Here is a 26,006-nt window from a genome sequence, read left to right on the forward strand (position 1 = left end):
CCCACGCTCATTCCACACCAGCCGATGGCAACTGTGATCCGGGTACCAAACTCCGGTCAGTTGCCCGTGTTTGTTGTAGCTGTAATCGGTAACCTCGCCGTCAGGATCGATACTACGCGTAACATCGCCTTGCTCATTACGCTCGTATTTCCAGACAGCCTCGCCGCGCCTTACAACCCGTACGAAGCCGTTGTCATGTTCGTAGGAGGTCGGCTCATCATCCCCGGGAAACAACGCCACCAAGCGTCCGGCTTCGTCGTACTGATACGCCGTCACCGCGCCCAGCGGATCCTGCTCGACGGTCAGCCGCCCCTTGGCATCGTAGGATTTGAAATGCTGCGCGCCGTCCGGATCGATGCGCTGCACCAACCGCGCCCGGTCGTCGTGGACATAGACTTCCTGGCTGCCATCGGCGTTATGCGCGGTGACACGGCCGTCATCGCCCCAGGCATAGCGCGTGTCCATCTGCGAAAAGCTCGCCCAGTGCCGTACGCAACGCGCCGCCTTGCCGGAGCCTTCCCACTCCCAAAAGAAACTCGCCCCACCGGCCAGTTGCCGCTCAAGAATGACGTGCTGATCGTCGTACCGATAACGCTCGCTTTCCCCGACAGCATTGGTCGCGCAAACCAGTCGTCCGTCTTCGTCATAGGCGTAGGAAACAACGTTCTGCTCGGTTTCCCAGACGTAAGGTGCACGCCCTGTGGCGCGATGAACCTGGTAGTCCACCGCGACGATTCGATCCAGCTCATAACGCAGCAGCAGCGAGCGACCAGCACCGTTATCCAACCGCTCAATTCGCCCGGAACGATCACGGCAAATGCGTAGACGGTTGTCATACGCATCGCTGATCGCAGTCAGTACACCGTCGCGAAAGTGATAGAACCGCGACGCCTGGGCCAGCACCAGCTCATCAGGAACCGAACCCAAGTAGATCGCCGCTTCTGCCAGGCTGTTGGTAATCGCGGGTCGAGCAGAAGTCGGCAAGGGCAGGGTGGTCGAGCGGTTCTCATGGTCGGTCCACACCACCGAATCGCCCGACACACAAAGCCTGTGCGCCAGCGCATGACTCCAGCCAAACCCCAACCCGCAATCCACATCCACCGCACTGGTGCGATACAGCCGCGTCCACTCAAACGGCAAGATCCCGTCCAGCGCACCATCGGTAAGAGTGAGCAATTCTTCCCCGGTGACCATCGACACTGGGCAGCCGTTGGTGACCGTCTTGTCCGCTGGCGTCGCCGCGTCTCCCTTCGGATTCGACGCCATGACCGGCACATCATCCACACGCTCTTTTTGCGTCAGCACCGCGTTCTGCCGCGCCCGCCAGCGCATCTGCATCGTGCCTTGTTTCACCCAGCCGACCACACCGCGAACCGCCACCGCTTTATAACGGTCGACCGCCTGCATGAACTTGGTGAGAATCGCCAGCACCCCCTTCACGAAGCCCACGGCAGCCTTGAGAATTTGTGCGCCATGCTTGACCAGGCGAACGCTCAAATACGCCACGCCCGCCGCCGGCAACGCGATGGTCAACACCGCGCCAATCACCAGGTCAATCAGCAACGACACCATAAAACCTGCGGCCGCTTGCGCGACTTCACGGGGCGGTAACGCGTCCAGCCAGATCATGGCGGTGCGCAGTAACAGGTACAGCGCCGCCTCGTCACTGGCGAGCAACATCGCCTGTTCCATGACCTTGGGCGCATCGGTGGCGATATGCGCCAACTTGGCCGCCTCGCTACCCAGTTGCTCGACGTACTTCAGCGGGTCTTCAAGCATCGCCTGCACCAGCTTGATGCTGTCCCACACATCCGTGATCGCCGCCCAACTGCCCGCCAGCACGCCGCTGCCAGTCGCGCTGGCAGTAGAGCGTTCCCAGTGGGGTTTGAAGTCTTTCCACTGTGACCGAAGCCACTGTTCCAAGTCCGCCGTCAGCCCTGCATAGGAGGTAAACAAGGCCTCCACTTGCTGCGCTGAAACACCGCCCTGAACCCGCACCTCATAGCGCCCGCCAGCGGCGCAGTAGTGCGAACCCTTGCCGTGTTCATCGAGCATCACCCGCGTGGAGATGCCGTCATCCAGGCCGATCACCTCAACCGGGATGTCGCCAATCGGCACGTCATACGCTGATTCGAATTTGCTCTCGATCTCCAGCACGCCACCCACCGGGCAACGGGCCACGGTGGAGAAATCTGCATCGGTAATGCTCACCGAACGCTGCGAATCCCCAACCCGCAACACTCGGTCCATGCCCAGCAACGACGGCATATCCGCTGCATGGCTGACCGAATCCAGCGCGCGCGAATACCAGGCGCCCATTTGCTGGCGGTACTCCACCAGGCTCTGATGGAAGCCATCCAGCTCATGTTCGATAGCGGCAATGTGGGCAGCGTGGGTCATCCATGACGTCTCGACAGAAGGCAAGGCGTCGGAGTCTGCCGCAGCGAAAAGCGGCTGGATGAACGGTTTGGAAAATCAGATTGCCCTTACACGGGGCTCGCAAAAGTCAGCGGCAACTCATGCGTAAGGGCTACTTCAAATGGCGACACTACTGATTGACGAGCAGTGCCCTTGGGCGTCTTTCAGTTGGGTTTCAAACTCAATCAAGCCCGCCTGCATCCGTTGCAACACGGCGATTTGCGCGGCCAGCGCTTGCTTCTTGTTGGCGATGGCTTGGTCCGCCCTGTCCCAGGGAAAGGCGTCACCGTCGTACCCCAGCAAAATCTCCTGCAACTCCTTGAGTTTGAACCCGAGCTGCTGGGCGCATTTGATAAAGGTCAGTCGCTCTACGCTCTGCGCCGTATAAACGCGATAGCCGCCAAGGCGTTGCGGCTCGGGCATCAATCCAATCGCCTCATAGTGACGAATCGCCTTGATGGTCGTGCCGGACAACTGCGCGGTTTTGCCGATGTACATGAAAATTCCCTTTCTCAAATAATGCGCCGGCCTGTTTCAGCCACCGGGCCCGCTGCGTCAACGTAGAGCCCAGCACGGGGCCAAACAGCAGCGTCTTGCTCGGTGTGATGCCGCACAGCGCCAGCGTGGTGCGACGCATCTGGTGGATGGCCGGCATGCGGTAGACCCAGCGGTAATACCACGCCGGCGTGTCCAGGGTCACTAACAAGTGCGCGCTTCGGCCCTTGAGCAGCTTGTCAGGGAATGCCTTGCCTGCGCGGTATTTGAAGGCGAAGCCGGGTAGGAAAACTCGGTCGATAAAGCCTTTCATCAGTGCCGGGGTACCACCCCACCAAACAGGGAAAACCCATGTGAGGTGCTCGGCCCAAAGGATGTCGGCTTGGGCGCTGAGCAAGTCGGGTTCCAGTGTTTGGGCCTGGGTATAACCGTGGTGAAGAATCGGGTCGAATGTGAGGTTGCCCAGGTGCAGGATGCGTACTTCGTGACCTGCCGTTTTCGCAGCGTGGATATAGGTCTGCGCCATGGCTGAACAAAAACTATCGGTGGACGGATGGCCGAGAATGACCAGGATGCGCTGACTCATGCTGAAGGCTCCTGAAATGGGCGTTCAGGGTAGGGGGTGCCGTATAGGGGAGAGTCAAGGGCCACAGCCAGTGCCAGCAGGACCTTTCTGCAAGGTACGCAGGACGCGTCCGAGAGTACTCATGAGCGCTTGTGACGGCACAGCGGGCTAACTAGCCTGCTGAAAACACAAGAGTAAAAAGGCATGAGCGAGACCTCCATCGGGTTGACGGCACCTCCAGAGGGCTACAGTGATTGGCTGACAGACCTCAAGGGCCGTATCCATAACGCACAGCAGCGTGCGTCAATCGCGGTCAATCGTGAACTGGTGCTGCTCTACTGGCAGATCGGTCGCGATATTTTGACCCGTCAGAACGATCAAGGCTGGGGTAGCAAAGTGATCGACCGCCTTGCGCAGGATCTGCGGGCGGCCTTTCCAGACATCAAGGGTTTTTCGCCGCGCAATCTGAAGTACATGCGTGCTTTTGCCGAGGCGTGGCCGGATTCGGAGTTTGTGCAAGGGGTGCTTGCACAATTACCTTGGTACCATCAAATCGCGCTATTGGACAAACTTCCCGGTCCCGAAACGCGACGTTGGTACGTCTCCCAAACGATCAAGCACAACTGGTCACGCAACACGCTGGTGATGCACATTGAAAACCGTTTGCTGGAACGCAGTGGCAAGGCCGTCAGTAACTTTGAAAGCCATCTGCCCAAAGCCCAATCCGATCTGGCGCGTGAAACCCTCAAGGACCCATATCGCTTTGATTTCCTCAGCCTGGGCCTGAACGCGCAAGAGCGTGATATTGAAAACGCCCTGATCAAGCATGTCACCGACTTCTTATTGGAATTGGGCGCAGGCTTTGCCTTCGTAGGCCGGCAAGTGCTGCTGAATGTGGGCGGTGATGAATTCTTCGTCGACCTGCTGTTCTATCACTTGAAGCTGCGTTGCTACGTGGTGATCGAACTCAAGGCTGGCAAGTTCAAGCCCGAACATCTGGGCAAACTGAGCTTCTACCTCGCAGCTGTGGATGCCGAGATAAAGCACCCACAGGATGGCCCGACGATTGGTCTGTTGTTGTGCAAAGGTAAAAATGAGGTGGTGGCTGAATATGCACTGCGCGATAACAACCGACCTATCGGCGTGGCGGAATATCAATTGGTGGAATCTTTGCCCGCAGAATTGCAAACCAGTTTGCCGAGTATTGAGCAGATCGAACGGGAGTTGGCGGGCTAGGGGCGGGCAAGCAATGGAAAAAGCCTGCTTTTCAGGGCAGGCTTATCACGCTGGGTTTGCTTATTTCTGATGAGCTGTCAGCGCCGCGTAACCGTTCATCAAGTTGCGATAGTTGGGAATCCGCTGGGACAACAGGTTACCCAGGCCTTCGATATCGTTGCGCCAGTCGCGGTGCAGCTCACACGCCACCGAGAACCAGTTCATCAACTGCGCACCGGCCTGCGTCATCCGGCTCCACGCCGCCTGCTGCACCGTGGTGTTGAACGTGCCGGACGCATCCGTCACCACAAACACCTCAAAGCCTTCCGCCAGCGCCGACAAGGTCGGGAACGCCACGCACACATCCGTCACCACACCGGCAATGATGATCTGCTTGCGCCCGGTGGCCTTGATCGCCTTGACGAAGTCTTCGTTGTCCCAGGCATTGATCTGACCAGGGCGAGCGATATACGGCGCTTCCGGGAACATTTCCTTCAACTCTGGCACCAGCGGGCCATTGGGGCCTTGCTCGAAGCTGGTGGTGAGGATGGTCGGCAGGTTGAAGAACTTGGCCAGGTCAGCTAAGGCCAACACGTTGTTCTTGAACTCGTTGGGCGAGAAGTCCTGCACCAGGGAAATCAAGCCGGTTTGGTGATCGACCAGCAGAACGATAGCGTCGTCTTTGTTCAAGCGGTTGTAGGTGGGAGCGCTCATGGTTGAATCCTTTTTTGTTTAGGTTGGTTGGGCGTTGCGTTCAACATGGGCACAGATTAATGGGTGGGTGGCGGGGGATAAATCGGGTGTGACGAGTCTTACTGTCAACTTAAAGGAGACAAAGAGCGAGCGATTGGGGGCGCCGTACTAATGCGCATAACGCGAATGAATTGCCTGATTTTGAGTCGCCAGCAGGTACGATCCCTTTCATTTGCAGGACGTTTCCGAGAGAATCCCAACCGCTTGCGCCAGTGGAATTGGGTGACTAGGCTGCTGACCGTCACTGCTAATTCAGTGATCGGGTTTAGTCGCCCGGACCTCGCTAGGCGCACGCGCCATCCCAAAGACAGGTGTCTTCTCGCCTGCACTTTATGGTGGCTGTGCGCAGGGCACCCTCGGGTGCGCCGGTGCCTAGCGGCCGGTCGACTAACCTGCGTACAGCCGCCACCTCTGCTCGTTTAGTCGCGAAAGGACGGTGGTAGTCACTTACTGCTAGGAGTTTTGCTATGGATAACGTTCGTTCAGATACGCTGTCGTCACACCCGACCAACTCATTCACGGTCAATGAAGATCTGAGCTTTGAGGATGCCTGGGTGCAGGTGGCTGAGCTGCTGCATTGTGCGCTGGCTACGTCACGGGTGATCGGCGAGTCAGTGGCTGCGCCGCAGAGGGCGGTGATGCATCTGGTGGAGATGGCGAAGATGGTGGCGGATAGGGCTGTGGAGTGTTTGCAGCCTAAATAACGCCTATTGAAGGATGGGTAGGATACCTGCCCGCCTTTGTTGACGATTCAATTGTCCAGCAGCTGCTGGACAATTGAACTGTATTCTTACAGGCATTAAAAAGCCGGCTTGTGGCCGGCTTCTCGGGGACTGCCTCAGCTTGTTTTTGACAAACCTCACCAGCCTTCAAATCGCTCAGCCCACATGGCGTCGGGCTGAATAGTAGGGGCATCCGCGGGAACTCCTCCGCATCGCCTGACAGGGCAGATAGCTAAGCCATCCCCCTGCCAAATGTGCGGCGCATGATACCCACATTCACTTCAGTTGCCCACCTCCGGTTCCGATTTAGAGCCTTCCCAGCCCAATAGATGTTCATCCAGCGGCACGGGCGGCCGGCGGTTGTTGAGGGTGGACCACCAGAATACCCAGCCGACGATCTTGAAGCTTTGTTCGAAGCGTTCTTCGTGGTTGAGGTATTCGTCCGGGTGTTCGGCGGCGTTGTGGCTGCGCAGGCGCAACCCACCACCAGGTCGGTTGTAGAGGTATTTGATGCGCAGCATCCCGTCGTGCTCTACCGCATAAATTTCGCCGTCGATGATTTGGGTGCGGCCTCGGTCGATGGCAAGGGTGGCGCCTTGTTGGATGATGTCGGTCATGCTGTTGTCGACCATGTAGGCGCCTACCGCGCGGTCGGGATGGACGTTGAGGGTTTGCAGGCTGTGCCGGGAGACGCGGATGCGTTCGCTTGAGGTGAATGTGGGGTGGAGGGGGATCTCCACGTCGGTTGTTTCCGGACGGCAGGCGGGGCCTGTGAGGTATTTGCCGGTGTCTTCGCGGGTGGGCAGTAGTTTCCTTGTGTCGGGGCCTTCCAGCAGGTAGTTGGCGGGCGGGTGTTTGGGGCCTCGGCCGTCGCTTAACCAGCGACTTGAGACGCACAGCAGTTCTGCTATCTCGTTGAGTCGGCCCATGGGAACGCCGCGTTTGAACCAGTTGTTCACGTGTTGAGGCGTGACACCGCGGTTCTTGGCGAAGTCGGAGGCGGAAAGATTAACTTCCCGGAGTAGCGCTTTTAAACGATCACCTGATGTATTCATAAACGCAGAGTTTACTGGCGGGAAAAACCAATCAAATAAACCATGCGTTGAATTGCATATGTAGGATTTAGCTTAGTTGTGGCTCGATCTTTCAGGCGTACAACTTATATAAACAGCATAAAATAAACATTGAACTTGATGTTTAATTTTGCCCATAAAAAAGCCCCGAACTAACGGGGCTTTCTTATTTGCCGAAGCAATGAGGTGCGGGTATCAGCCTTTGTAGGCGGCAACCGACTTCATGATCTCGGCGCGGGCGGCTTCTGCGTTGCCCCAACCGTCGATCTTCACCCATTTGCCTTTTTCGAGGTCTTTGTAGTTCTCGAAGAAGTGCTTGATCTGTTCCAGCAGCAGTGGCGGCAGGTCGGTGTATTCCTTCACGTCCACGTACAGCTGCGACAGCTTGTCGTGTGGCACTGCGATGACTTTGGCATCGCCGCCGCCGTCGTCGGTCATGTTCAGGATGCCGACTGGACGGGCGCGGATAACCGAGCCTGGGGTAACCGGGTAAGGGGTCACGACCAGCACGTCGAGGGGGTCGCCGTCGTCAGCCAGGGTGTTGGGGATGAAACCGTAGTTGGCCGGGTAGAACATCGGGGTGGCCATGAAACGGTCAACGAACAGGCAGTCGCTGTCTTTGTCGATTTCGTATTTGATCGGCGCGTGGTTGGCCGGAATTTCGATGGCGACGTAGATGTCGTTCGGCAGGTCTTTGCCAGCCGGAATCTTGCTGTAGCTCATTGGGCGTTGCCCCCGTTAGTTGGCCATATGACATGGCCGGATTGGCCTAAAAGTGGCGGCGATTATAGGCATATTCTGACGCCGATGCCATGCACCAAGCGTCGTACGGTCATTCGCCTTGCGGCTGATAACGTGGGTCGCCGGCTTGCAGTTGGGTCAGGCGCGCCAGTGGGTCCTGGCGGTAGAAGCGGCTGAGTTGGGCGTACACCTGTGGATAACGGTTGACCAGTAAATCCGGTGCGCTGAAAAAGTACTCGCTGGTGACGGCAAAGAATTCAGCTGGGTTTTCCGCCGCGTAAGGGTCGATCTCGGTGTCGGCCTCCGGGTTGGCGTCCAGTTGGCGATTGAGGTCGTCGAAGGCGCTTTGCATCACGCTGGCCCATTCCTGCACGCGCATGTCGTGGTGCAGCGGTGGCAGGCCGTTGGCGTCGCCGTTGAGCATGTCGAGCTTGTGCGCCAGTTCATGGATGACCAGGTTGTAGCCTTCCCATTGGCCACTGGCGAGCACCCCAGGCCAGGCGAGGATTACCGGGCCTTGTTGCCAGGCTTCGCCGCTGTGTTCGCCGTCCCACTCGTGCTCCACGCCGCTGGCATCGCGATGGCGCTGCGGGCTGAGGAAGTCGTCGGGGTACAGCACGATTTCATGAAAGCCCTGATACCAGTCGAGGTCGCCCAGGTTCATCAGCGGCAATTGTGCCTGGGCGGCGAGCAGCAGGCGTTGTTCCTGGTGCAGGTCGACGCCGGGCAGGGCGGTGAGGTGTTTTTCGGCGAGGAAGATCACGCAGGCTTCGCGCAGCCACTGGTCTTGCTCGGCGCTGATGCCGTCGAGGAAGGTCAGGTGGTGGCGCACCCGTTGCCAGGTGTCATCGGCAATCGGGTGCTTGGCCAGCAGGCGCCGGCGACGCCAGGCGCTTAGGGACCACATGGGCAATCAGTGTGGGTTGGCTTCGGAGGACGTGCGGCCAAAGCGGCTGCGCACCACGCCAATGATCATTGGCACCAGGGACAACAGAATGATGAACACCACCAGCAGCGACAGGTTTTTCTTGATGAAGGGCACGTTGCCGAAGAAGTAGCCCAGGGTCACCAGGCCACCGACCCAGAGGATGGTGCCGAGTACGCTGAACCCGAAGAAGCGCGGGTAGGGCATTTTGGCCACGCCGGCGACGAACGGCGCGAAAGTGCGCAGGATCGGCAGAAAGCGCGCCAGGGTCACGGTCTTGCCACCGTGCTTGTCGTAGAAGTCGTGGGTCTTTTGCAGGTAGTCGCGGCGGAAGATCTTCGAGTTGGGGTTGCTGAACAAGCGTTCGCCAGCCGTTCGTCCTATGACGTAGTTGGTGCTGTCGCCGAGGATCGCCGCCAGCATCAGCAGGCCGGCCAGCAGCACTGGGTCCATACCGCCGCCAGCTGCTACGGCGCCAGCGATAAACAGTAACGAATCACCCGGCAGGAATGGCATGACCACCAGGCCGGTCTCGCAAAAAATCACCAGGAACAGAATGGCGTAGATCCACGGACCGTAGTTGGTTACCAGCATGTCGAGGTAAACGTCGAGATGCAGGATAAGGTCAAGCGGGTTGAAATCCATGGATGGCACCTGTGTGAATGGCCCGGCTCAGCGGGCCAGTGCGGGGACGACGGGTAATAAGGCTACAAGTGTATGTCGTGGTTCTTACAACCTTGAGAGGTCCGCATTATACGGATTGAATGGTGAAAAGCGTGTGGCTTTTGTAGCGGGGAGTGTCGTGAAAGTGTGAAGCGGTTGGCTTGGTTTTTTGTGGGAGGGGGCTTGCTCCCGATTGCGGTGGGTCAGGGACAAATTCGTTAACTGACACCCCGCCATCGGGAGCAAGCCCCCTCCCACAAGAGATCTACAGTGTTTGGGGGATTAGGGGTCAGTCTTCGTTGATCGGCAGCACGTAGTTCTTGAACTCGGTGTCTTCACGAAAGCCTATGGACTCATAGGTCTTCTGCGCCACTTCATTGTCGCTGCTGGTGGATACCCGCAATCGTACGGCCTGGGTTTCCTTGGCCATCTTCTTGGCCGTGCGCATCAGGTTGTCCGCCACCAGTTGCCGGCGGGCATCCTCGGCTACATAGATATCATTGAGGATCCACACCCGTTTCAGCGACAACGAGGAAAAGCTCGGATACAGCTGGCAAAAGCCCAGCAGCCGCTTGTCATCATCGTCGGCCAGGGCCAGGTAGATCACCGATTCCTTGCGTCGCAGGCGCTTTTCCAGGAAGGCCCGGGATGAGTCAGGGAATGGCAGGGCCCCGTAGAACTCGCGGTATTTGACGAACAACGGGGTCAACAGGTCCAGGTGTTCCAGGGTCGCTTGAGTAATCCGCATGCCAGGCCTCAACTTCCAAATGGGGTATGACCACGCGAGCGGCCGTGACTTGATGCTGCCTAATGCGGCAAAAAAGCGCAATCGTGCCGCTATCGGTCACTCGGTGGGCTGAGCAGGAAATTGCCCTTCATCAAGTCCGGGTCGTCGGATTCAAGCGTCTGAACCTGTGCCTCATCCTTGAGGTTGACCCCCGACAGTTGCCGGCGACACGCCTCGCGCATCAAGTACAACAGGCGATGGGCCGCCATGCCATAGCTCAAGCCTTCCAGCCGCACATTGGAGATGCAATTGCGATACGCATCGGTGAGGCCCACCTTGGGGTTGTAGGTGAAATACAGGCCCAGGCTGTCCGGCGAGCTGAGCCCCGGCCGTTCGCCGATCAGGATCACCACCATTTTGGCGCCGAGTAATTGCCCGATTTCATCGGCCACTGCCACGCGGCCTTGTTCCACCAGTATCACCGGTGACAAGGACCAGCCTTCGGCGTGGGTCTGTTCCTCCAGGCGCGTCAGAAACGGAGCCGTATGCTTATGCACCGCCAATGCCGACAGGCCATCGGCCACCACGATGGCCAAATCCACGCCACCCGGATGCGCCGAAGCGTAGTCGCGCAAGGTTTGGGCCGACTCATCGCTCAAGCGTCGCCCAAGGTCCGGGCGTTGCAGGTACATATGCCGGTCCGTGGCGGCGCTGCGCAGCAACAGGCTGTCGCGGCCACGTTCGGCCAATTGGCCGCTGAGCCCGGCATGGTCGAAGGGCAGGTGCACCGCATCCCGCGCCTGGGCGTGGGCAAACTGGAAGTCCAGCTGGGCACTGGTAGGAATGCTGGTGCCGGTGCGGCCCAGGGCGATGCGCGCCGGGGTCAGGCGGCGTAATTCCAGCCACGGGTTGTCAGGCAATTCTGGTTGCACGGTCGGCTCCTTCATCCCAGTTGCGCCAGAGCGTGGCGAAACGCCGGTGGCAGGCTGTTGCCGAAGTGCACTTTGCCGCCTTCTTGCGTGAAGATGCCCATTTTCGCCAGCCACTGTTCAAACTCCGGCGCCGGTTTTAAACCCAATGTTTGCCGGGCGTACAAGGCGTCGTGGAACGAGGTGGTCTGGTAGTTGAGCATGATGTCGTCGGAGCCGGGGATGCCCATGATGAAGTTGATGCCGGCAACGCCGAGCAGGGTCAACAGTGTGTCCATGTCGTCCTGGTCGGCTTCGGCGTGGTTGGTGTAGCAGATATCACAGCCCATGGGTACGCCGAGCAGCTTGCCGCAGAAGTGGTCTTCCAGACCGGCGCGGATGATCTGCTTGCCGTTGTACAGGTACTCCGGGCCGATAAAACCGACCACGGTATTGACCAGGAACGGCTTGAAGTGCCGGGCCACGGCGTAGGCACGGGTTTCACAGGTTTGCTGGTCGACCCCAAAGTGCGCATTGGCCGACAGCGCACTGCCCTGGCCGGTTTCGAAATACATCAGGTTTTGCCCCAGGGTGCCGCGCTTGAGGCTCAGGCCGGCTTCGTAACCTTCCTGCAGCACGCTCAGGCTGATGCCGAAACTGGCGTTGGCGGCCTCGGTGCCGGCGATCGACTGGAACACCAGGTCCAGCGGCACGCCACGGTTGATCGCCTCGATGGAGGTGGTGACGTGGGTGAGTACGCAGGCCTGGGTGGGGATTTCGTAGCGCTGGATGATCGCGTCGAGCATCTCCAGCATGGCGCAGATCGAGGCGATGCTGTCGGTGGCCGGGTTGATGCCGATCATGGCGTCGCCGTTGCCGTAGAGCAGGCCGTCGAGAATACTCGCGGCAATGCCTGCTGGTTCGTCGGTGGGGTGGTTAGGCTGCAAGCGCGTGGACAAGCGCCCGCGCAGGCCCATGGTGCCGCGAAACTGGGTGACCACGCGGATCTTCTGTGCCACCAGCACCAGGTCCTGTACGCGCATGATTTTGGACACGGCTGCCGCCATTTCCGGTGTCAGCCCCGGCGCCAGTGCGCGTAGGGATTGTTCATCAGCCGCGTCACTGAGCAGCCAGTCGCGCAGGCCACCGACGGTGAGATGGCTCACCGTGGCAAAGGCCTGTTTGTCGTGGGTGTCGATGATCAGCCGGGTGACTTCGTCGCTTTCATAGGGAATCAGCACTTCTTCCAGGAAGTGCTTCAGGGGTGTATTTGCCAGCGCCATCTGGGCGGCGACCCGTTCGCCATCATTTTGCGCAGCGACACCGGCCAGGAAGTCGCCGGAGCGCGCCGGGCTGGCTTTGGCCATCAGATCCTTGAGGCTGTCGAAGCGATAGGTGTGTGCACCCACCGCGTGGGAAAAACTTGCCATACAGTGTCTCCTTGACGACGCGAGCAGGCGCCCGCGCCGAGGTTTACGGCACTTAGTGCAGGGCGGCCTCTGCGGCCTGGATCGCCGCGAATTCTTCTTCGGGCGTGCCTGCTACCAAGTGATGCCGGCTGTAGAAAGCAAAGTAAGCAATTAATACTCCATAGATGACCGCCGCGCCAATCACCACGCGTGGGTCAACCAAAAAGCCTGCTACCACGGCCACGCAGGCCAGTACCAGCGCCACGCCCGAGGTGAAGATGCCGCCCGGCGTGCGGTACGGGCGCTCCATTTTAGGGCGGCGGATGCGCAGGGTGATGTGCGCAGCCATCATCAGCACGTAGGAAATCGTTGCGCCAAACACCGCCACCAATATCAGCAAATCGCCCTGGCCGGTCAGCGACAGGCCGAAACCGATAATCCCGGGAATCACCAATGCCAGTACTGGCGCCTTGCTCTTGTTGGTCTCGGACAATTTGCGCGGCAGGTAGCCAGCGCGCGACAAGGCAAAAATCTGCCGCGAGTAGGCGTAGATAATCGAGAAAAAGCTCGCGATCAAACCAGCCAGGCCGACCAGATTGACGAAGCTGCCCATCCAGGTCGAACCGCCATAGGACAGCGCCAGGGCTTCCACCAACGGGTTACCGGATTTGATCAGCGCATATGTGCCTGCACCGCCCGGCGCGATCACCAGGATCAACAGGGCAAAACTGGTCAGCACCACAATCGCGCCGATCAGCCCACGGGGCAGGTCGCGCTTGGGGTTCTTGGTTTCTTCAGCGGCCAGGGGTACGCCCTCTACCGCGAGGAAAAACCAGATCGCATAGGGGATCGCCGCCCACACACCCACATAGCCGAACGGCAGGAAGCTGCTGGCGCCTTTGGCCTCGGTCACCGGAATATCCAGCAGGTTGGCGACGTTGAAGTGCGGCACCATCGACACCAGGAATACGCCCAAAGCGATCGCGGCGACGGCGGTGATGACAAACATCAGCTTCAAGGCTTCGCCGACACCAAAAATATGGATGCCGATAAAGATGATGTAGAACGCCAGGTAGATCATCCAGCCGCCAATGCCGAACAGCGACTCGCAGTAAGCGCCGATAAACACCGCAATTGCGGCGGGGGCGATGGCGTACTCGATCAGGATCGCGGTGCCGGTGAGGAACCCGCCCCAAGGGCCAAAGGCGCTGCGGGCAAAACCGTAGCCACCGCCGGCGGTGGGGATCATCGAAGACAGTTCGGCCAGGGAGAAGCACATGCACAGGTACATGGTAGCCATGAGCAATGTGGCGAGGAACATGCCGCCCCAGCCACCCTGGGCCAGGCCGAAGTTCCAGCCTGCGTAGTCGCCGGAGATGACGTAGGCGACGCCAAGGCCGACTAACAGCACCCAGCCGGCAGCGCCTTTTTTCAATTCTCGTTGTTGAAAGTAATCGGTGCCGACTTTTTCGAAGTCGACCGAAGAACTCGTGGGTTCGCTGGGCATGGGAAGTACCTTCCATTCTTATTGTTTTCAACTCGGCCGGTGTGTGCCGAATGCGCATCGCAAGTACTTATGAAGATCCAAATGTGGGAGGGGGCTTGCTCCCGATAGCAGTGGGTCAGTGACTCATACTTGCACTGACACTCCCCGATCGGGAGCAAGCCCCCTCCCACCCTTGATTGCATTTCAAAGGTGGGAGGGGGTGTGGGGTTAGAAAAAGCCCAACGGATTAATGTCGTAGCTCACCAGCAGGTTCTTGGTCTGCTGGTAGTGATCCAACATCATCTTGTGGGTTTCGCGCCCTACGCCAGACTTCTTGTAACCGCCAAACGCGGCGTGCGCCGGGTACAGGTGGTAGCAGTTGGTCCACACGCGACCTGCCTTGATCGCGCGGCCCATGCGGTAGGCGCGGTTGATGTCGCGGGTCCACAGGCCGGCGCCCAGGCCGAACTCGGTATCGTTGGCAATCGCCAGGGCTTCGGCTTCGTCCTTGAAAGTGGTGATGCTCACCACCGGGCCGAAGATTTCCTCCTGGAACACACGCATGTCGTTGGTGCCCTTGAGCAGGGTCGGCTGGATGTAATAGCCGGTGGCCAGATCGCCAGTGAGCTTTTCAACCTTGCCGCCGGTCAGCAGTTGCGCGCCTTCGCCCTTGGCGATTTCCAGATAGGACAGGATCTTGTCAAATTGCTGCTCGGACGCTTGGGCGCCGACCATGGTGTCGGTGTCCAGCGGATCCCCACGCTTGATCGACTCGACCTTCTTCATCACCACTTTCATGAAGTCGTCGTAGATCGACTCCTCCACCAGGGCGCGGGATGGGCAGGTGCACACTTCGCCTTGGTTGAAGAACGCCAGCACCAGGCCTTCGGCAGCTTTTTCGATGAATGCAGGTTCCGCTTTCATGATGTCGGCGAAGAAGATATTCGGCGACTTGCCTCCCAGCTCAACGGTAGACGGAATGATGTTCTCGGCCGCCGCATGCATGATGTGCGAGCCCACCGGGGTAGAGCCGGTGAAGGCTATCTTGGCGATACGTTTGCTGGTCGCCAGGGCTTCGCCGGCTTCCTTGCCGAAACCATGCACCACGTTCAGTACGCCTGGCGGCAACAGGTCGCCGATCAGTTCCATCAGTACGCTGATGCCCAGCGGGGTTTGCTCGGCGGGCTTGAGCACCACGCAGTTGCCGGCGGCCAGGGCCGGGGCGAGTTTCCAGGCGGCCATCAGCAGCGGGAAGTTCCACGGGATGATCTGGCCGACCACGCCCAGTGGTTCGTGGAAGTGATAGGCGGCAGTGAGTTCGTTGATTTCGGCGCTGCTGCCTTCCTGGGCGCGAATGCAGCCTGCGAAGTAGCGGAAGTGGTCGGCGGCCAGGGGAATGTCGGCATTGAGGGTTTCACGCACGGCCTTGCCGTTGTCCCAGGTTTCGGTGATAGCCAGCAGTTCGAGGTTCTGCTCGATACGGTCGGCGATTTTCAGCAGTACCAGCGAGCGGTCCTGGGCGCTGGTTTTGCCCCAGGCGTCAGCGGCAGCGTGGGCGGCGTCCAGAGCCTTGTCGATGTCTTTGGCGGTGGAGCGCGGGAAGTCTGCGATAGGTTTGCCGTTGACCGGCGAGGTGTTGGAGAAGTAGTTGCCATCGACCGGCGCAACGAACTCGCCGCCGATGTAGTTGCCGTACTTGGCCTTGAACGAAACGATGGCGCCTTCGGTACCGGGGTGTGCATAACGCATGGTGGGCATCTCCTGCTTTTATGTTTATCGGAGTACAGCGCTGCAAGCGCGTTATAAAGCGTAGAGCAAAGGTTGGGCCAGTGCGTGCAGGCCAGGTAAATCAAGGGTTTGGTTTTGTTTACAAGGCATGAATGTGGCCGGGGCGATACAGGTGGGGTGACAGTTTGTACCGCAAACGGTACAGCCTGTGACCGATGGGTCGGCCCGGGATTGCAATGGCCGGATGGCTGGTGGATGCTGGGCGCTCTCACGCAGGGAGAATAATAAGAACATGCACAACGATCATTTCAGTCGCCATGCCCAGCAGGTTCTCACCGTCACCCGGGGGCAAGAGCCGCTTCAAGGGCCGGGCAGCGATCCCTCCATCGCCCGTTCCTGGCTGCGTTGCGTTGAGGACTACCACCTCGACCCCGCGCTGACCGTTGCGCCGACCGTGCTTGAGCATGGCCGCCTGCTGGAAAGCCGCGAACGCCTGCGGCAGGTGCTGCATATCGCCGGCAACGAAATGAACAGCCTGCACCAGCAACTCTCGGGGGCCGGTCATGCGGTGCTGCTCACCGATGCCCGGGGGGTGATCCTCAACTGTGTCACCGCGCCGTCCGAGCGCAAGATTTTCGAACGCGCCGGGCTGTGGCTGGGCGCCGACTGGAGTGAAGCCTGCGAAGGCACCAATGGCATCGGCACCTGCCTGGTGGAGCGTCAATCCCTGACCATCCACCGTGACGAGCATTTTCGCGGCCGCCATACCGGGCTGACGTGTTCGGCGAGCCCGGTGTTCGACCCTCACGGTGAATTGCTGGCGGTGCTGGATGTGTCCTCGGCCCGCGAAGCCGTGTCGCGCCAGAGCCAGTTCCACACCATGGCGCTGGTGAACCTGTCGGCCAAGATGATCGAAAGTTGCTACTTCCTGCGCCACTTCGAACACCATTGGCTGCTGCGTTTTCACCTGCAGGCCGAGTCGGTCGGGTTGTTCAGCGAAGGCTTGCTGGCGTTCGATGGCGAAGGGCGCATTTGTGCGGTGAACCAGAGCGCCCTGAACCTGTTGGGGCAGCTACGCGGCGGCTTGGTGGGTCAGCCGGTGGACGCGTTTTTCGACTGTTCCCTGGATCAGTTGCTAGGGCGGGCCAGCGCGAGTGCCACGGCCAGTTGGCCGCTGCGTACCCGCGATGGTCGGCCTCTATTTGCAGCGCTGCGAGGCCAGCCCCGCAGTACGCCGGCCCCGGTCGTCAAGCCGCAGGCGCCACGCCCACTGGGTATTTGCCTGGGCGATCCGGCGTTGCAAAATGAGCTGCGCAAGGCCTCGCGAGTATTCGAACGCGACGTGCCCTTGCTGATCAACGGCGAAACCGGCTGCGGTAAAGAGGCTTTCGCCAAGGCCGTGCACCAGGCCAGCCAGCGAGGCGACAAGGCCTTTGTCGCGCTGAACTGTGCGGCCATTCCGGAAAACCTGATCGAGTGCGAGTTGTTTGGCTATCGCGCCGGCAGTTTCACCGGCGCCCTTAAAGAAGGCATGCGCGGCAAGCTGCAACAGGCCGACGGCGGTACGCTGTTTCTCGACGAAATCGGCGATATGCCACTGGCGCTGCAAACCCGCTTGTTAAGGGTGCTGGAGGATCGCCTGGTGGTGCCTATCGGCGGCGAACCTCAAGCCGTGAACCTGCGCATCATCAGCGCGACGCACCGTAATTTGTTGGAGCGTGTGGCCGATGGCAGCTTTCGCGAAGACCTGTATTACCGCTTGAGCGGCTTGGAAGTCGCCCTGCCGCCGTTGCGCGAACGCACTGACAAGGCGCAATTGTTGGACTTCCTCTTGGCCCAAGAGGCCGGCACCGAACAGGTGATGCTAGACGAGTCGGCGCGCCAGGCTTTGTTGGCATTCCCCTGGCCCGGCAACCTGCGACAGTTGCGTACGGTGTTGCGCACGGTGGTGGCGCTCTGTGAGGACGGCCGAGTCGGGCTTGACGACTTGCCGGCATTGATTCGTCAGGCGCAGCCGCTGGGGGCGAGGGTGGATGCGCCGTACGCCTTGCCACTGGAAAGCGCCGAGCGTCAGGCATTACTCGGTGCGTTGGCGCAGCAGCGCTGGCATATGAGCCATGTGGCTGAACAGTTGGGGGTCAGTCGCAATACGCTGTACCGCAAGTTACGCAAACATGGAATCTCAAGGGACTCCACCCATTAAGGGAGTGCGACACCTGTCGGAATAACTCAGTTATTGCCGATGGCTCAAGTTTTGTCGCACAGGCTTTAAGGTTTTTTATCGCGCCATGTACTCACGTCGCCCCGGAACGCTGCACGTTGTTTTAAGCACTGATGGAGTAAGGGCAGAGCATCACGTGCCCTTAATCACAGTTGTTTGAAACTTCTAGGGTGACAACACATGAACATTACAAGTCCAATAACGACTCCTGTGCCACAACTCCCTGTTCAACTTGACGTTACGCTCACGTCCCAACCGCAACCCTTAACCGCGGGCTGGGGCGAACCGATGGACCCCACTCAGCCTGAGCCTGGCACGCAGTTGTCTGCGCAGGGGACTGATCAAACGCCGAAGGTGCGCATCAAGCGTGGAACTTTTGGACGGCGGTTCGGGGGAGGATCCCGCCCCACGCCTCACGTGCCGCCCACGCCATCGCCCAGAGTGCCGCCTGCTCCGGTCAGTCCCTCGCCCACCCGGCCCCAAACCACGGCGGGTGGGAAAAAGCCGACGACAAGCCACGATACCCCTGGTGCCAGTGCGACCGCGGGCAGTTCAAGCCAGTCAACCGCAGGTAGACTCAAGGACGTGCTGACCAAGGGGCCTCAGACGCCCCCCCGCGGTGGGACCGCCCCTGTGAAACAGGACGATTCACCCAAGGTCAGCATGGCCGATGTCACCCAGCGACTGTTGGATGCCGACAGGCTGGTCAAAGCGGGCGTTATTTCTACATCACCCTCTACCAGCAAGACGGTCAAGGACGCGTTCATCAATGCAGGTGTCAATGGTATGGTCAGCGCGCCGATCAATGTGGGGGCGTATGCCGGGTCCGTGGCCGCGGGGGAAGCGATCAAGGGCCAATACGTGCCGTCGCCAGTGGCGCCACCGCCACCGCATTTGCCCGGCGTTGCACAGCCCGATCAGAAGCCCATGCCGCAAACCGTTGCGCCACCCGCACCCGATGAGCCTGCGCCGGGAGCCACGCGCCATCTGGATCGGGTAGAGAAAGTGGTGCTGGAGTTTGCCAATGTCGTCATGACGCTGGCGTCGGGCAGCACCGCAGACCGGCTTGCCATCGGCGACGCCTGGCCCAAGGAGCGTGGGGCACGCTTGACTAACCTGGAGCAGTTACTGAGCGTTTCAGAAACCCATATGAGGCAAGTGGCTGAGGACAACGGGGTTATTTTCAAACCTCACATCGAGTCGTCAACATCTCCCAGTACCGGGGGACGCTTAGGCGTAATAGAGCGTCGGTATGACGCGATGGAAAAAGCGGCCGAACGAATCATGACCTTGAAAGACGCTGAGCTTAAAAAAGCTGGCACCACGGTTTAAGACATCCCTTTTGCCCGTCGGATCCTACCGGCGGGCGTTTCGCCCTCAGCTAAAGCGTGCGAACTTTCCCACCCTACGCTAACCTGCCTCGATGTTTACGAGGTCGACTATGCACATTCATATTCTGGGTATCTGCGGTACGTTCATGGGTTCGATGGCGGTTCTGGCCAAAGAGCTGGGCCATCACGTTACGGGCTCCGATGCCAATGTTTATCCGCCCATGAGCACGCAGCTGCAGGCGCAAGGTATCGAGCTGACCCAAGGTTACGACCCCTCGCAATTCGACCCGGCGCCGGATCTGGTAGTGATTGGCAACGCCATGTCCCGCGGCAACCCAGCGGTCGAGTACGTGCTCAATAAAGGTTTGCCTTACGTCTCAGGCCCTCAATGGCTGGCTGATCATGTGTTGCAAGGTCGTTGGGTATTGGCGGTGGCCGGCACTCACGGCAAGACCACCACCAGCAGTATGCTCGCCTGGGTGCTGGAACATGCGGGCATGAGCCCGGGCTTCCTGATCGGCGGCGTGCCGCAGAATTTCTCGGTGTCGGCGCGCCTGGGCGATACGCCGTTTTTCGTGATCGAAGCCGATGAATACGACAGCGCGTTTTTCGACAAGCGCTCCAAGTTCGTCCACTACCGTCCGCGCACAGCGATCCTGAATAATCTGGAGTTTGATCACGCGGACATCTTTCCCGATCTGGCGGCTATTGAGCGGCAGTTTCATCACTTGGTGCGTACCATCCCGAGTGAAGGCCTGGTCATCCACCCGACCACTGAACCGGCGTTGCAGCGCGTGATCGACATGGGCTGCTGGACGCCGGTGCAGACCACCGGTGTGGACGGGCAATGGCAGGTCAAGTTGCTCAGCGAAGACGGCTCCCGGTTTGAAGTGCTGTTCGAAGGTCAAGCCCAAGGCGTCGTGGAGTGGGATATGACCGGCCAGCACAATGTTGCCAACGCGCTGGTAACCCTGGCGGCTGCACGGCATGTCGGTGTGGTGCCGGCCATGGGCATCGCGGCCTTGAGCGCATTCAAAAGCGTCAAGCGGCGCATGGAAAAAGTCGCCGACGTGAATGGGATTACCATCTACGACGACTTTGCCCACCATCCAACAGCTATCGCCACTACGCTCGACGGCCTGCGCAAGCGCGTTGGCGATGCCCAAATCATTGCGATCGTTGAACCGCGCTCCAACTCCATGAAGCTGGGTGCGCACCGCGATGGCCTGCCGGAAAGCGTCAACGACGCCGACCAGGTGGTCTGGTACGCGCCTGCCAACCTTGGTTGGGACCTGCCGGGGATCGCTGCGCTGTGCACCGTGCCTTCGACCGTGTGTGATTCGCTGGAAGGCATCATTGAGCATGTGAAGCACTTGGCCAAGCCCGGCACCCATGTGGTAGTCATGAGCAACGGCGGCTTTGGCGGCTTGCACGGCAAGCTGGCCGAGGCGTTGAAATGAGCGGCCCCGAACGTATCACCCTGGCAATGACCGGCGCATCCGGCGCGCCTTACGGCCTGCGCCTGCTGGATTGCCTGGTACGTGAAGACCGTGAAGTGCACTTCCTGATTTCCAAGGCCGCCCAATTGGTGCTGGCGACCGAGACGGATGTGCAATTGCCGGCCAAGGTGCAGATGATGCAAGCGTTCCTCACCGAATACACCGGTGCGGCAGCGGGGCAGATCAAGGTCTATGGCAAGGAAGACTGGATGTCGCCCGTAGCTTCGGGCTCCGGCGCGCCGGCGGCGATGGTGGTGGTGCCATGCTCCACCGGCACCCTGTCGGCGATTGCCACGGGCGCCTGCAATAACCTGATCGAAAGGGCGGCGGACGTGACCTTGAAGGAGCGTCGCCAATTAATCCTGGTACCGCGCGAAGCACCGTATTCGAGTATTCACCTGGAACACATGCTCAAGTTGTCGAACATGGGCGTGACCATCTTGCCCGCGTCGCCGGGTTTCTATCACCAGCCGCAGACCATCGATGACTTGGTGGACTTCGTGGTGGCGCGCATTCTCAACCTGCTGAACATTCCCCAGGACATGCTGCCGCGCTGGGGCGAGCACCATTTGGGCGGTGATGAATAAAACGCTGCTGCTACTACTGGCGCTGCAACTGACGGGCTGCGCCACGGCGCGCACCCTGGACGCCGCGCAAGCGGGCGCGCCTGTGGTGTATGCCGGTACGCGCCTGGATTTGTATGCGATCAATGGCGGCTGCTGTGCCAAGGACCGCTTTGGTGCCGAGGCGCCCACCTATCCTCATATCGACCTGCCCGCCAGCGCGCTGCTCGATACGCTGCTGTTGCCACTGTCGTTGTTGACCGTGCTGGGTGTGGGCTTCAACGCCACTGGCGGACTCTGAGAACTACACGAACCCAATGTGGGAGGGGGCTTGCTCCCTCCCACATTGGGATTGGCGTTCTTACTTGCCGAGCTTGCGCAGCTCATCCGACTCCACCACCCGTACGCCATCCTGTTCTTCCAGCGCCAGGCGCCACATGGCGCGAGCCAGTTCGCAGACTTCGATGCCGTGGTACTTGCCCGGAATCAAACGCGACAACGGCCCGGCCAGCTGTTCGGCCAGACGCGGTTCCAGCCGCTCCCCCAGCAGCAAGGAAGGTCGCACGATGGTCAGTTGCGGCCAGTCCTGGGCTTTGAGTGCCTGCTCCATTTCGCCCTTGACTCGGTTGTAGAACACTGAGGATTTCGGGTCGGCGCCGATCGCACTGATCACGATCAGATGCCGCGCACCCAGTTCCCGAGCGCGCTTGGCGAAGGCCACCACCATGTCCAGATCGACCGCACGGAACGCCGTTTCCGAGCCGGCTTTCTTGATCGTGGTGCCCAGGCAGCAAAAGGCAATGTCCACCCGGCCGCTCAGTTGCGGCAGGAACACTGCAGGGTCGCCCACCGGGTTTTCCAGGCGTGGGTGTTCAGCCAGCGGCTTGCGGCTCGGCGCCAGTACACGGGTCACGGTGGGTTCGTTGAGCAGGCGATCAAGCAGGTGTTCGCCGGTGAGGCCAGAGGCCCCGGCCAGCAAGATATGCTGAGGTGTCAGGTACATGATGTTTCCCCCTTGTTACACATTACAGCTTAGTTGCCTTTGGCTTCCTTGCTATTCATTGAGACGCTTTCGAGCGCCTTTCGTGCCTGCTGTTTGCGTAATAGTTGCCAATGGGCGATCACGCCTTTGGGTGCCCATATCTGCGGTTCTGAGGCTTCGAAGTTGTCCGCCTGTTCGCGTTCGGCCACATGCAGTTGTGCCAGTTTGAACGCGTGTTGCAAATCGTCCGTTTGGTTGAAGGCTTGTGCGAAAAGGGCATCGCCAAAGTAGGTAAAGTCCGCCTCTTCTGAACAGCCAAAGGACACGCGATCCGCACGGGATGCCGTCATGATCAGCGTGCGCTCATCTTTCAGGGCCGGAATGAAACCGCCGGAGTAGCAGGCGGAAATCACGATGATCTTGTCGCGGTTTTTCAACGGCGCCAGCACGGCGGCCAGTTCATCGGCGGGCAGGTCGGCCAGTTCCATGCGCGGCTGGTCGAGCACCAACTCATGTTCATGGGTGCCGTGGCTGGTCAAGTAGATGAACACCAGGTCTTCGGGCCCGGTACGTTCGGCCAGGGTTTGCACGGAACGCCGCAGGCTTTCGCGGGTGGCCAGCGGACGGTCGGCGATGTGGTCACGGTGGTTGACCAGGCGGACCTGCCCGCGCGCGCCGAAGCGGGTGGTGAGCAGGTTGCTGACGTAATCGGCTTCGCGCAGGAACACGCTTTGCTTGCCGTCACCTGCCAACGCCAACGTATAAAGCTCGACGGCAGGTGTCGAGGCCGGAACGGCGGCCAGGGCCTCGTCGAGCAAGCGGCCTTGGGCCAATAGGCCGGTTTCCAGTGGGTCGGGCAGCAACTTGCCATCGGCATCGCGCACGCGCAGGCCATTGACCCAGGTGCCGGCCTGCACGGTGCCGTCGGTGAGCACGAGGGTGCCACGCCCCTGATAGTTGTCGCTGTCGAAGCCACCGATATAGAAGCTGCCATCGGTGAGGTTCAGGCGCCCCTCACCGGTAAAGCGCCAATCACTGAACTGACCGACGTAGTGGCTGCCATCGGCGCCAATCAATTCGCCTTTGCCACTGAGGGCGCCTTCCTTGAACTGGCCGATCCATACGTCGCCGTCGGCGTTTTCATAGCGGCCTTTGCCGTTGAGTTGGTTCTGCTTGAATTGGCCGATATAGATATCGCCCTCAGCGCTATTGAAGGTGCCATTGCCTTCCAGTTGGCCATCGACAAAGTGGCCGCTGAACTGATTGCCGCTGTCGTCATTGCGCTGGCCTTCGCCATTGGGCTTGCCGTGGGCAAATTGGCCCTGGTACTGGCTGCCATCGGCCAATTCCAGGCGACCGAGGCCTGCGTACTGGTCGTCCTTGAACTCGCCGCGATAGGTCATCTGCCCTTCTTTGAGGGTGCCTTCGCCATTGCGTCGACCGTTCTTGAAGCTGCCGACATAGCTGCTGCCCGTGGTAGTCAAGCTGCCCTGGCCATCAAACAGGCCCTGCTGGAACTGGCCTTTATAGACTTCGCCATTGCTGCCATGCCATTCGCCCTGGCCGTGCCACTGGCCTTTATCGAACTGGCCGGCGTACCAACTGCCGTTGGGGTAGTCCACGCGGCCCTGGCCTTGCAGCAGGCCGTTGACCACATCGCCACGGTAGCGGCCGCCATCGGGCAGGCGCGCATCGGGCGGCAACAGCGATTCGCCGTCTCCGCAAGCGGTCAGCAACAGGGCAAGGGCAAGGGGAGCGAGTGGGCGCATAGCGGGATCCGGATAATTGAGCGCCGAGTATGCCGCAGCCGCGAGATTCATACATAAATTTACATACACTGTGGCAAGGTTTATTGCCTCGCCACAGGGTCGGCCTTACACGAAGCAGAGTGACAGCGACTCGGCAATATAGGCAGGTTTCTCCTGGCCTTCGATTTCCAGGGTGGCGGTGGCCTTGAACAGCCATTGGCCGGGTTTTTTCTCGGTGACGTCGGTGAGCGTGACGTTCAGGCGCACCTTGGAGTCGACCTTCACCGGCTGGATGAAGCGCACACTGTCCAGGCCGTAGTTGACGGCCATTTTCAAGCCCTCGGGCATGATCAGGATGTCTTCCATCAGCTTGGGCATCAGTGACAGTGACAGGAAACCGTGGGCGATGGTGCTGCCGAACGGGGTTTGTGCGGCCTTGACCGGGTCGACGTGGATGAACTGATGATCGCCGGTGGCCTCTGCGAACAGGTTGATGCGCGCCTGGTCGATGGTGAGCCATTCGGAACGTCCCAGTTCCTTGCCGACATAATCTTTGAGCTGCGCTACGGGTACATAGGGCATTGCGTCTCTCCTGGGTTCATCATTTTTATCCCCCGTTGATAAGGGGTTTTATATGGGATACAGAGAACCAATGTAGATCATCATGGGCAAATGGCCCGGTCAACCCAACATGCTTTTGGCGAATGCCTGGGCATAGGGCGGGCGTGCTTATAATGCGCATGGGCTTTGAGGGGGGAGAGAGCGGGATGCTGTTACGTGGCCTGACTTGGCTGGTGCTGTTTCAATTGATCGGTACGGCGATCAATCATTTGCTGTTGCCGGTACTGCCGGGGCCGATCATCGGGCTGCTGCTGATGCTGGGCTTTCTGGTCTGGCGCGGTGAAGTCGGCGAGCCGCTGAGCCTGGCGGCCGGCAGCCTGTTGCGTTATCTGCCGTTGCTGTTGGTGCCGCCCGCCGTGGGAGTGATGGTCTACGCCAAGGACATTGTCGCGGACTTCTGGGCTATCGTCGGGGCGCTGGTGTTGTCGCTGGTGATCGCCATGGGCTTTGTCGGTGTGCTGATGCAGCAGATGGTCAGGCGCAAGGAGAAGGACCAATGATGCTTGACTGGCAGGGCGCCTGGACGGCGGTCATTCATCATCCGTTGTTCGGCATCGGTATCACCCTGGGCGCCTATCAGTTGGTGCTGGCGGGGTACGAGAAAACCCGCTGGATCTTCCTGCAACCGGTGCTGGTGTCGATGTTGCTGGTGATCGGTGTGTTGCTCGCCTGTGGCCTGAGTTACGCCGAGTACCGCGAAAGCACCGAGATCATGGGGATCCTGCTGGGGCCTGCAACGGTGGCATTGGCGGTACCGCTTTATCTCAACCTGCGGCGGATTCGCCAATTGTTCTGGCCGATTTTTACTACGCTGGTGGTAGGCGGGGTGCTGGCTACCGGCTTGTGTGTGCTGTTGGGGTGGTGGTTCGGTGCCGAACACAGGGTGCTGATGACCATGGCACCCAAGTCGGTGACGTCGCCGATTGCCATGCTGGTCGCCGAACAGATTGGTGGCGTGGCGGCATTGGCGGCAGTGTTTGTACTGATCACCGGGGTGGTCGGCGCGATGATCGGCCCGGCGTATCTGTCGCGCCTGGGCGTGCACAGCCCTGAAGCGCGGGGCATGGCGCTGGGCATGACCGCCCATGCGGTCGGCACCTCGGTGGCCCTGCAGGAAAGCGAAGAGTGCGGCGCCTTTGCGGCGCTGGCCATGAGCCTGATGGGCGTGGCGACGGCGGTGTTTCTGCCGTTGGCCGTGTCGGTAATTGTTTAA

25 protein-coding genes are annotated in these 26,006 nt (G+C 59.9%); 9 read left to right on the plus strand and 16 right to left on the minus strand.

The genetic code is table 11. From position 1 onward, the window contains the following. The 3 genes from JH25_RS09410 to JH25_RS09405 form a co-directional block, all read right to left on the minus strand. On the minus strand, window positions 1–2,400 hold a 2,400-nt coding region (locus tag JH25_RS09410; RefSeq protein WP_032879264.1), incomplete at its 3' end, for a DUF6531 domain-containing protein. Window positions 2,401–2,535: 135 nt separating this feature from the next. Beyond that, on the minus strand, window positions 2,536–2,916 hold the full coding sequence (locus tag JH25_RS0127265; protein ID WP_081883320.1) for a MerR family transcriptional regulator: 381 nt from the start codon (window positions 2,914–2,916) through the stop codon (window positions 2,536–2,538). Continuing rightward, entirely contained in the window at window positions 2,855–3,499 is a 645-nt protein-coding gene (locus tag JH25_RS09405; RefSeq protein ID WP_032879267.1) for an NAD(P)H-dependent oxidoreductase, read from the minus strand. Before JH25_RS09405 ends, JH25_RS0127265 begins: the two co-directional genes overlap by 62 nt. A gap of 183 nt (window positions 3,500–3,682) precedes the next feature. On the opposite strand from JH25_RS09405, the gene JH25_RS09400 reads away from it, so the two are divergent. Next, complete coding sequence (locus JH25_RS09400; protein WP_032879268.1) at window positions 3,683–4,714, plus strand: PDDEXK nuclease domain-containing protein; 1,032 nt, start codon at window positions 3,683–3,685, stop codon at window positions 4,712–4,714. A gap of 60 nt (window positions 4,715–4,774) precedes the next feature. Here the strand turns inward: JH25_RS09400 and ycaC are convergent, their stop codons facing one another. Beyond that, window positions 4,775–5,407, minus strand: coding sequence for an isochorismate family cysteine hydrolase YcaC (gene ycaC / locus JH25_RS09395; RefSeq protein ID WP_032879270.1), 633 nt, complete (start codon window positions 5,405–5,407; stop codon window positions 4,775–4,777). A 506-nt stretch (window positions 5,408–5,913) separates the two neighbouring features. On the opposite strand from ycaC, the gene JH25_RS09390 reads away from it, so the two are divergent. Further along, window positions 5,914–6,150, plus strand: a complete 237-nt coding sequence (locus JH25_RS09390; protein WP_032879272.1) for a hypothetical protein — start codon at window positions 5,914–5,916, stop codon at window positions 6,148–6,150. A gap of 299 nt (window positions 6,151–6,449) precedes the next feature. Here JH25_RS09390 and JH25_RS09385 read toward each other — a convergent pair whose 3' ends face one another. The 9 genes from JH25_RS09385 to exaC all read right to left on the minus strand — a co-directional run bounded on the left by JH25_RS09385 (window position 6,450) and on the right by exaC (window position 15,849). Next, window positions 6,450–7,223 (minus strand): LexA family transcriptional regulator, encoded by a 774-nt coding sequence (locus JH25_RS09385; RefSeq protein WP_032879273.1) that lies wholly within the window; start codon window positions 7,221–7,223, stop codon window positions 6,450–6,452. Between the two features lie 213 nt (window positions 7,224–7,436). Beyond that, the gene (ppa, locus tag JH25_RS09380; RefSeq protein ID WP_005791810.1) at window positions 7,437–7,964 is read right to left on the minus strand and encodes an inorganic diphosphatase; all 528 of its coding nucleotides are present in this window, start codon (window positions 7,962–7,964) and stop codon (window positions 7,437–7,439) included. Between the two features lie 109 nt (window positions 7,965–8,073). Continuing rightward, window positions 8,074–8,889 (minus strand): zinc-dependent peptidase, encoded by an 816-nt coding sequence (locus tag JH25_RS09375; protein WP_005791808.1) that lies wholly within the window; start codon window positions 8,887–8,889, stop codon window positions 8,074–8,076. A 6-nt stretch (window positions 8,890–8,895) separates the two neighbouring features. Continuing rightward, a complete protein-coding gene (locus JH25_RS09370; RefSeq protein WP_003194521.1) occupies window positions 8,896–9,552 on the minus strand; it encodes a DedA family protein in 657 nt (218 codons plus the stop codon). Window positions 9,553–9,859: 307 nt separating this feature from the next. Continuing rightward, a complete protein-coding gene (locus JH25_RS09365; RefSeq protein WP_005791806.1) occupies window positions 9,860–10,318 on the minus strand; it encodes a GNAT family N-acetyltransferase in 459 nt (152 codons plus the stop codon). Window positions 10,319–10,407: 89 nt separating this feature from the next. Next, on the minus strand, window positions 10,408–11,244 hold the full coding sequence (gene eutC / locus JH25_RS09360) for an ethanolamine ammonia-lyase subunit EutC (RefSeq protein ID WP_032879275.1): 837 nt from the start codon (window positions 11,242–11,244) through the stop codon (window positions 10,408–10,410). Beyond that, on the minus strand, window positions 11,241–12,635 hold the full coding sequence (locus tag JH25_RS09355) for an ethanolamine ammonia-lyase subunit EutB (protein ID WP_032879276.1): 1,395 nt from the start codon (window positions 12,633–12,635) through the stop codon (window positions 11,241–11,243). The genes eutC and JH25_RS09355 overlap by 4 nt, the downstream gene beginning before the upstream one ends. A 52-nt stretch (window positions 12,636–12,687) precedes the next feature. Continuing rightward, the gene (eat, locus tag JH25_RS09350; protein WP_032879278.1) at window positions 12,688–14,121 is read right to left on the minus strand and encodes an ethanolamine permease; all 1,434 of its coding nucleotides are present in this window, start codon (window positions 14,119–14,121) and stop codon (window positions 12,688–12,690) included. Between the two features lie 207 nt (window positions 14,122–14,328). Further along, window positions 14,329–15,849, minus strand: coding sequence for an acetaldehyde dehydrogenase ExaC (exaC, locus tag JH25_RS09345; RefSeq protein WP_005791797.1), 1,521 nt, complete (start codon window positions 15,847–15,849; stop codon window positions 14,329–14,331). Between the two features lie 271 nt (window positions 15,850–16,120). Between exaC and JH25_RS09340 the strand changes: the two genes are divergently transcribed. The 5 genes from JH25_RS09340 (at window position 16,121) to JH25_RS09325 (ending at window position 21,743) form a co-directional block, all read left to right on the plus strand. Next, window positions 16,121–18,031, plus strand: a complete 1,911-nt coding sequence (locus JH25_RS09340) for a sigma-54-dependent Fis family transcriptional regulator (protein WP_032879280.1) — start codon at window positions 16,121–16,123, stop codon at window positions 18,029–18,031. A 651-nt stretch (window positions 18,032–18,682) separates the two neighbouring features. Next, window positions 18,683–19,381, plus strand: a complete 699-nt coding sequence (locus JH25_RS29090) for a hypothetical protein (protein ID WP_228309020.1) — start codon at window positions 18,683–18,685, stop codon at window positions 19,379–19,381. 109 nt (window positions 19,382–19,490) lie between these two features. After that, a complete protein-coding gene (gene mpl / locus JH25_RS09335) occupies window positions 19,491–20,840 on the plus strand; it encodes a UDP-N-acetylmuramate:L-alanyl-gamma-D-glutamyl-meso-diaminopimelate ligase (RefSeq protein WP_032879281.1) in 1,350 nt (449 codons plus the stop codon). After that, on the plus strand, window positions 20,837–21,466 hold the full coding sequence (gene ubiX, locus JH25_RS09330; protein ID WP_005791790.1) for a flavin prenyltransferase UbiX: 630 nt from the start codon (window positions 20,837–20,839) through the stop codon (window positions 21,464–21,466). The genes mpl and ubiX overlap by 4 nt, the downstream gene beginning before the upstream one ends. Further along, window positions 21,459–21,743, plus strand: coding sequence for a YceK/YidQ family lipoprotein (locus tag JH25_RS09325; RefSeq protein ID WP_032879282.1), 285 nt, complete (start codon window positions 21,459–21,461; stop codon window positions 21,741–21,743). The genes ubiX and JH25_RS09325 overlap by 8 nt, the downstream gene beginning before the upstream one ends. A 60-nt stretch (window positions 21,744–21,803) precedes the next feature. Here JH25_RS09325 and JH25_RS09320 read toward each other — a convergent pair whose 3' ends face one another. The 3 genes from JH25_RS09320 to JH25_RS09310 form a co-directional block, all read right to left on the minus strand. Then, complete coding sequence (locus tag JH25_RS09320; protein ID WP_032879283.1) at window positions 21,804–22,445, minus strand: oxidoreductase; 642 nt, start codon at window positions 22,443–22,445, stop codon at window positions 21,804–21,806. 29 nt (window positions 22,446–22,474) lie between these two features. After that, entirely contained in the window at window positions 22,475–24,193 is a 1,719-nt protein-coding gene (locus JH25_RS09315; protein WP_032879284.1) for a C13 family peptidase, read from the minus strand. A 105-nt stretch (window positions 24,194–24,298) separates the two neighbouring features. After that, window positions 24,299–24,754 (minus strand): MaoC family dehydratase, encoded by a 456-nt coding sequence (locus JH25_RS09310; protein WP_005791783.1) that lies wholly within the window; start codon window positions 24,752–24,754, stop codon window positions 24,299–24,301. 185 nt (window positions 24,755–24,939) lie between these two features. Here JH25_RS09310 and JH25_RS09305 point away from each other — a divergent pair, with 185 nt between their 5' ends. After that, window positions 24,940–25,293, plus strand: a complete 354-nt coding sequence (locus JH25_RS09305) for a CidA/LrgA family protein (RefSeq protein WP_005791782.1) — start codon at window positions 24,940–24,942, stop codon at window positions 25,291–25,293. Further along, window positions 25,290–26,006: an LrgB family protein gene (locus tag JH25_RS09300; RefSeq protein ID WP_005791780.1), complete on the plus strand. Its 717-nt coding sequence runs from the start codon at window positions 25,290–25,292 to the stop codon at window positions 26,004–26,006. Before JH25_RS09305 ends, JH25_RS09300 begins: the two co-directional genes overlap by 4 nt.

The organism is Pseudomonas sp. BRG-100, assembly GCF_000737955.1.
GTDB lineage: Bacteria > Pseudomonadota > Gammaproteobacteria > Pseudomonadales > Pseudomonadaceae > Aquipseudomonas > Aquipseudomonas synxantha_A.

Excerpts from the sequence above, each read along its gene's own strand:
- JH25_RS0127265 (WP_081883320.1), bottom strand. The coding sequence starts at position 2,916 with ATGTACATCGGCAAAACCGCGCAGTTGTCCGGCACGACCATCAAGGCG.
- JH25_RS09405 (WP_032879267.1), bottom strand. The coding sequence starts at position 3,499 with ATGAGTCAGCGCATCCTGGTCATTCTCGGCCATCCGTCCACCGATAGT.
- JH25_RS09400 (WP_032879268.1), top strand. The coding sequence starts at position 3,683 with ATGAGCGAGACCTCCATCGGGTTGACGGCACCTCCAGAGGGCTACAGT.
- ycaC (WP_032879270.1), bottom strand. The coding sequence starts at position 5,407 with ATGAGCGCTCCCACCTACAACCGCTTGAACAAAGACGACGCTATCGTT.
- JH25_RS09390 (WP_032879272.1), top strand. The coding sequence starts at position 5,914 with ATGGATAACGTTCGTTCAGATACGCTGTCGTCACACCCGACCAACTCA.
- JH25_RS09385 (WP_032879273.1), bottom strand. The coding sequence starts at position 7,223 with ATGAATACATCAGGTGATCGTTTAAAAGCGCTACTCCGGGAAGTTAAT.
- ppa (WP_005791810.1), bottom strand. The coding sequence starts at position 7,964 with ATGAGCTACAGCAAGATTCCGGCTGGCAAAGACCTGCCGAACGACATC.
- JH25_RS09375 (WP_005791808.1), bottom strand. The coding sequence starts at position 8,889 with ATGTGGTCCCTAAGCGCCTGGCGTCGCCGGCGCCTGCTGGCCAAGCAC.
- JH25_RS09370 (WP_003194521.1), bottom strand. The coding sequence starts at position 9,552 with ATGGATTTCAACCCGCTTGACCTTATCCTGCATCTCGACGTTTACCTC.
- JH25_RS09365 (WP_005791806.1), bottom strand. The coding sequence starts at position 10,318 with ATGCGGATTACTCAAGCGACCCTGGAACACCTGGACCTGTTGACCCCG.
- eutC (WP_032879275.1), bottom strand. The coding sequence starts at position 11,244 with ATGAAGGAGCCGACCGTGCAACCAGAATTGCCTGACAACCCGTGGCTG.
- JH25_RS09355 (WP_032879276.1), bottom strand. The coding sequence starts at position 12,635 with ATGGCAAGTTTTTCCCACGCGGTGGGTGCACACACCTATCGCTTCGAC.
- eat (WP_032879278.1), bottom strand. The coding sequence starts at position 14,121 with ATGCCCAGCGAACCCACGAGTTCTTCGGTCGACTTCGAAAAAGTCGGC.
- exaC (WP_005791797.1), bottom strand. The coding sequence starts at position 15,849 with ATGCGTTATGCACACCCCGGTACCGAAGGCGCCATCGTTTCGTTCAAG.
- JH25_RS09340 (WP_032879280.1), top strand. The coding sequence starts at position 16,121 with ATGCACAACGATCATTTCAGTCGCCATGCCCAGCAGGTTCTCACCGTC.
- mpl (WP_032879281.1), top strand. The coding sequence starts at position 19,491 with ATGCACATTCATATTCTGGGTATCTGCGGTACGTTCATGGGTTCGATG.
- ubiX (WP_005791790.1), top strand. The coding sequence starts at position 20,837 with ATGAGCGGCCCCGAACGTATCACCCTGGCAATGACCGGCGCATCCGGC.
- JH25_RS09325 (WP_032879282.1), top strand. The coding sequence starts at position 21,459 with ATGAATAAAACGCTGCTGCTACTACTGGCGCTGCAACTGACGGGCTGC.
- JH25_RS09320 (WP_032879283.1), bottom strand. The coding sequence starts at position 22,445 with ATGTACCTGACACCTCAGCATATCTTGCTGGCCGGGGCCTCTGGCCTC.
- JH25_RS09315 (WP_032879284.1), bottom strand. The coding sequence starts at position 24,193 with ATGCGCCCACTCGCTCCCCTTGCCCTTGCCCTGTTGCTGACCGCTTGC.
- JH25_RS09310 (WP_005791783.1), bottom strand. The coding sequence starts at position 24,754 with ATGCCCTATGTACCCGTAGCGCAGCTCAAAGATTATGTCGGCAAGGAA.
- JH25_RS09305 (WP_005791782.1), top strand. The coding sequence starts at position 24,940 with ATGCTGTTACGTGGCCTGACTTGGCTGGTGCTGTTTCAATTGATCGGT.
- JH25_RS09300 (WP_005791780.1), top strand. The coding sequence starts at position 25,290 with ATGATGCTTGACTGGCAGGGCGCCTGGACGGCGGTCATTCATCATCCG.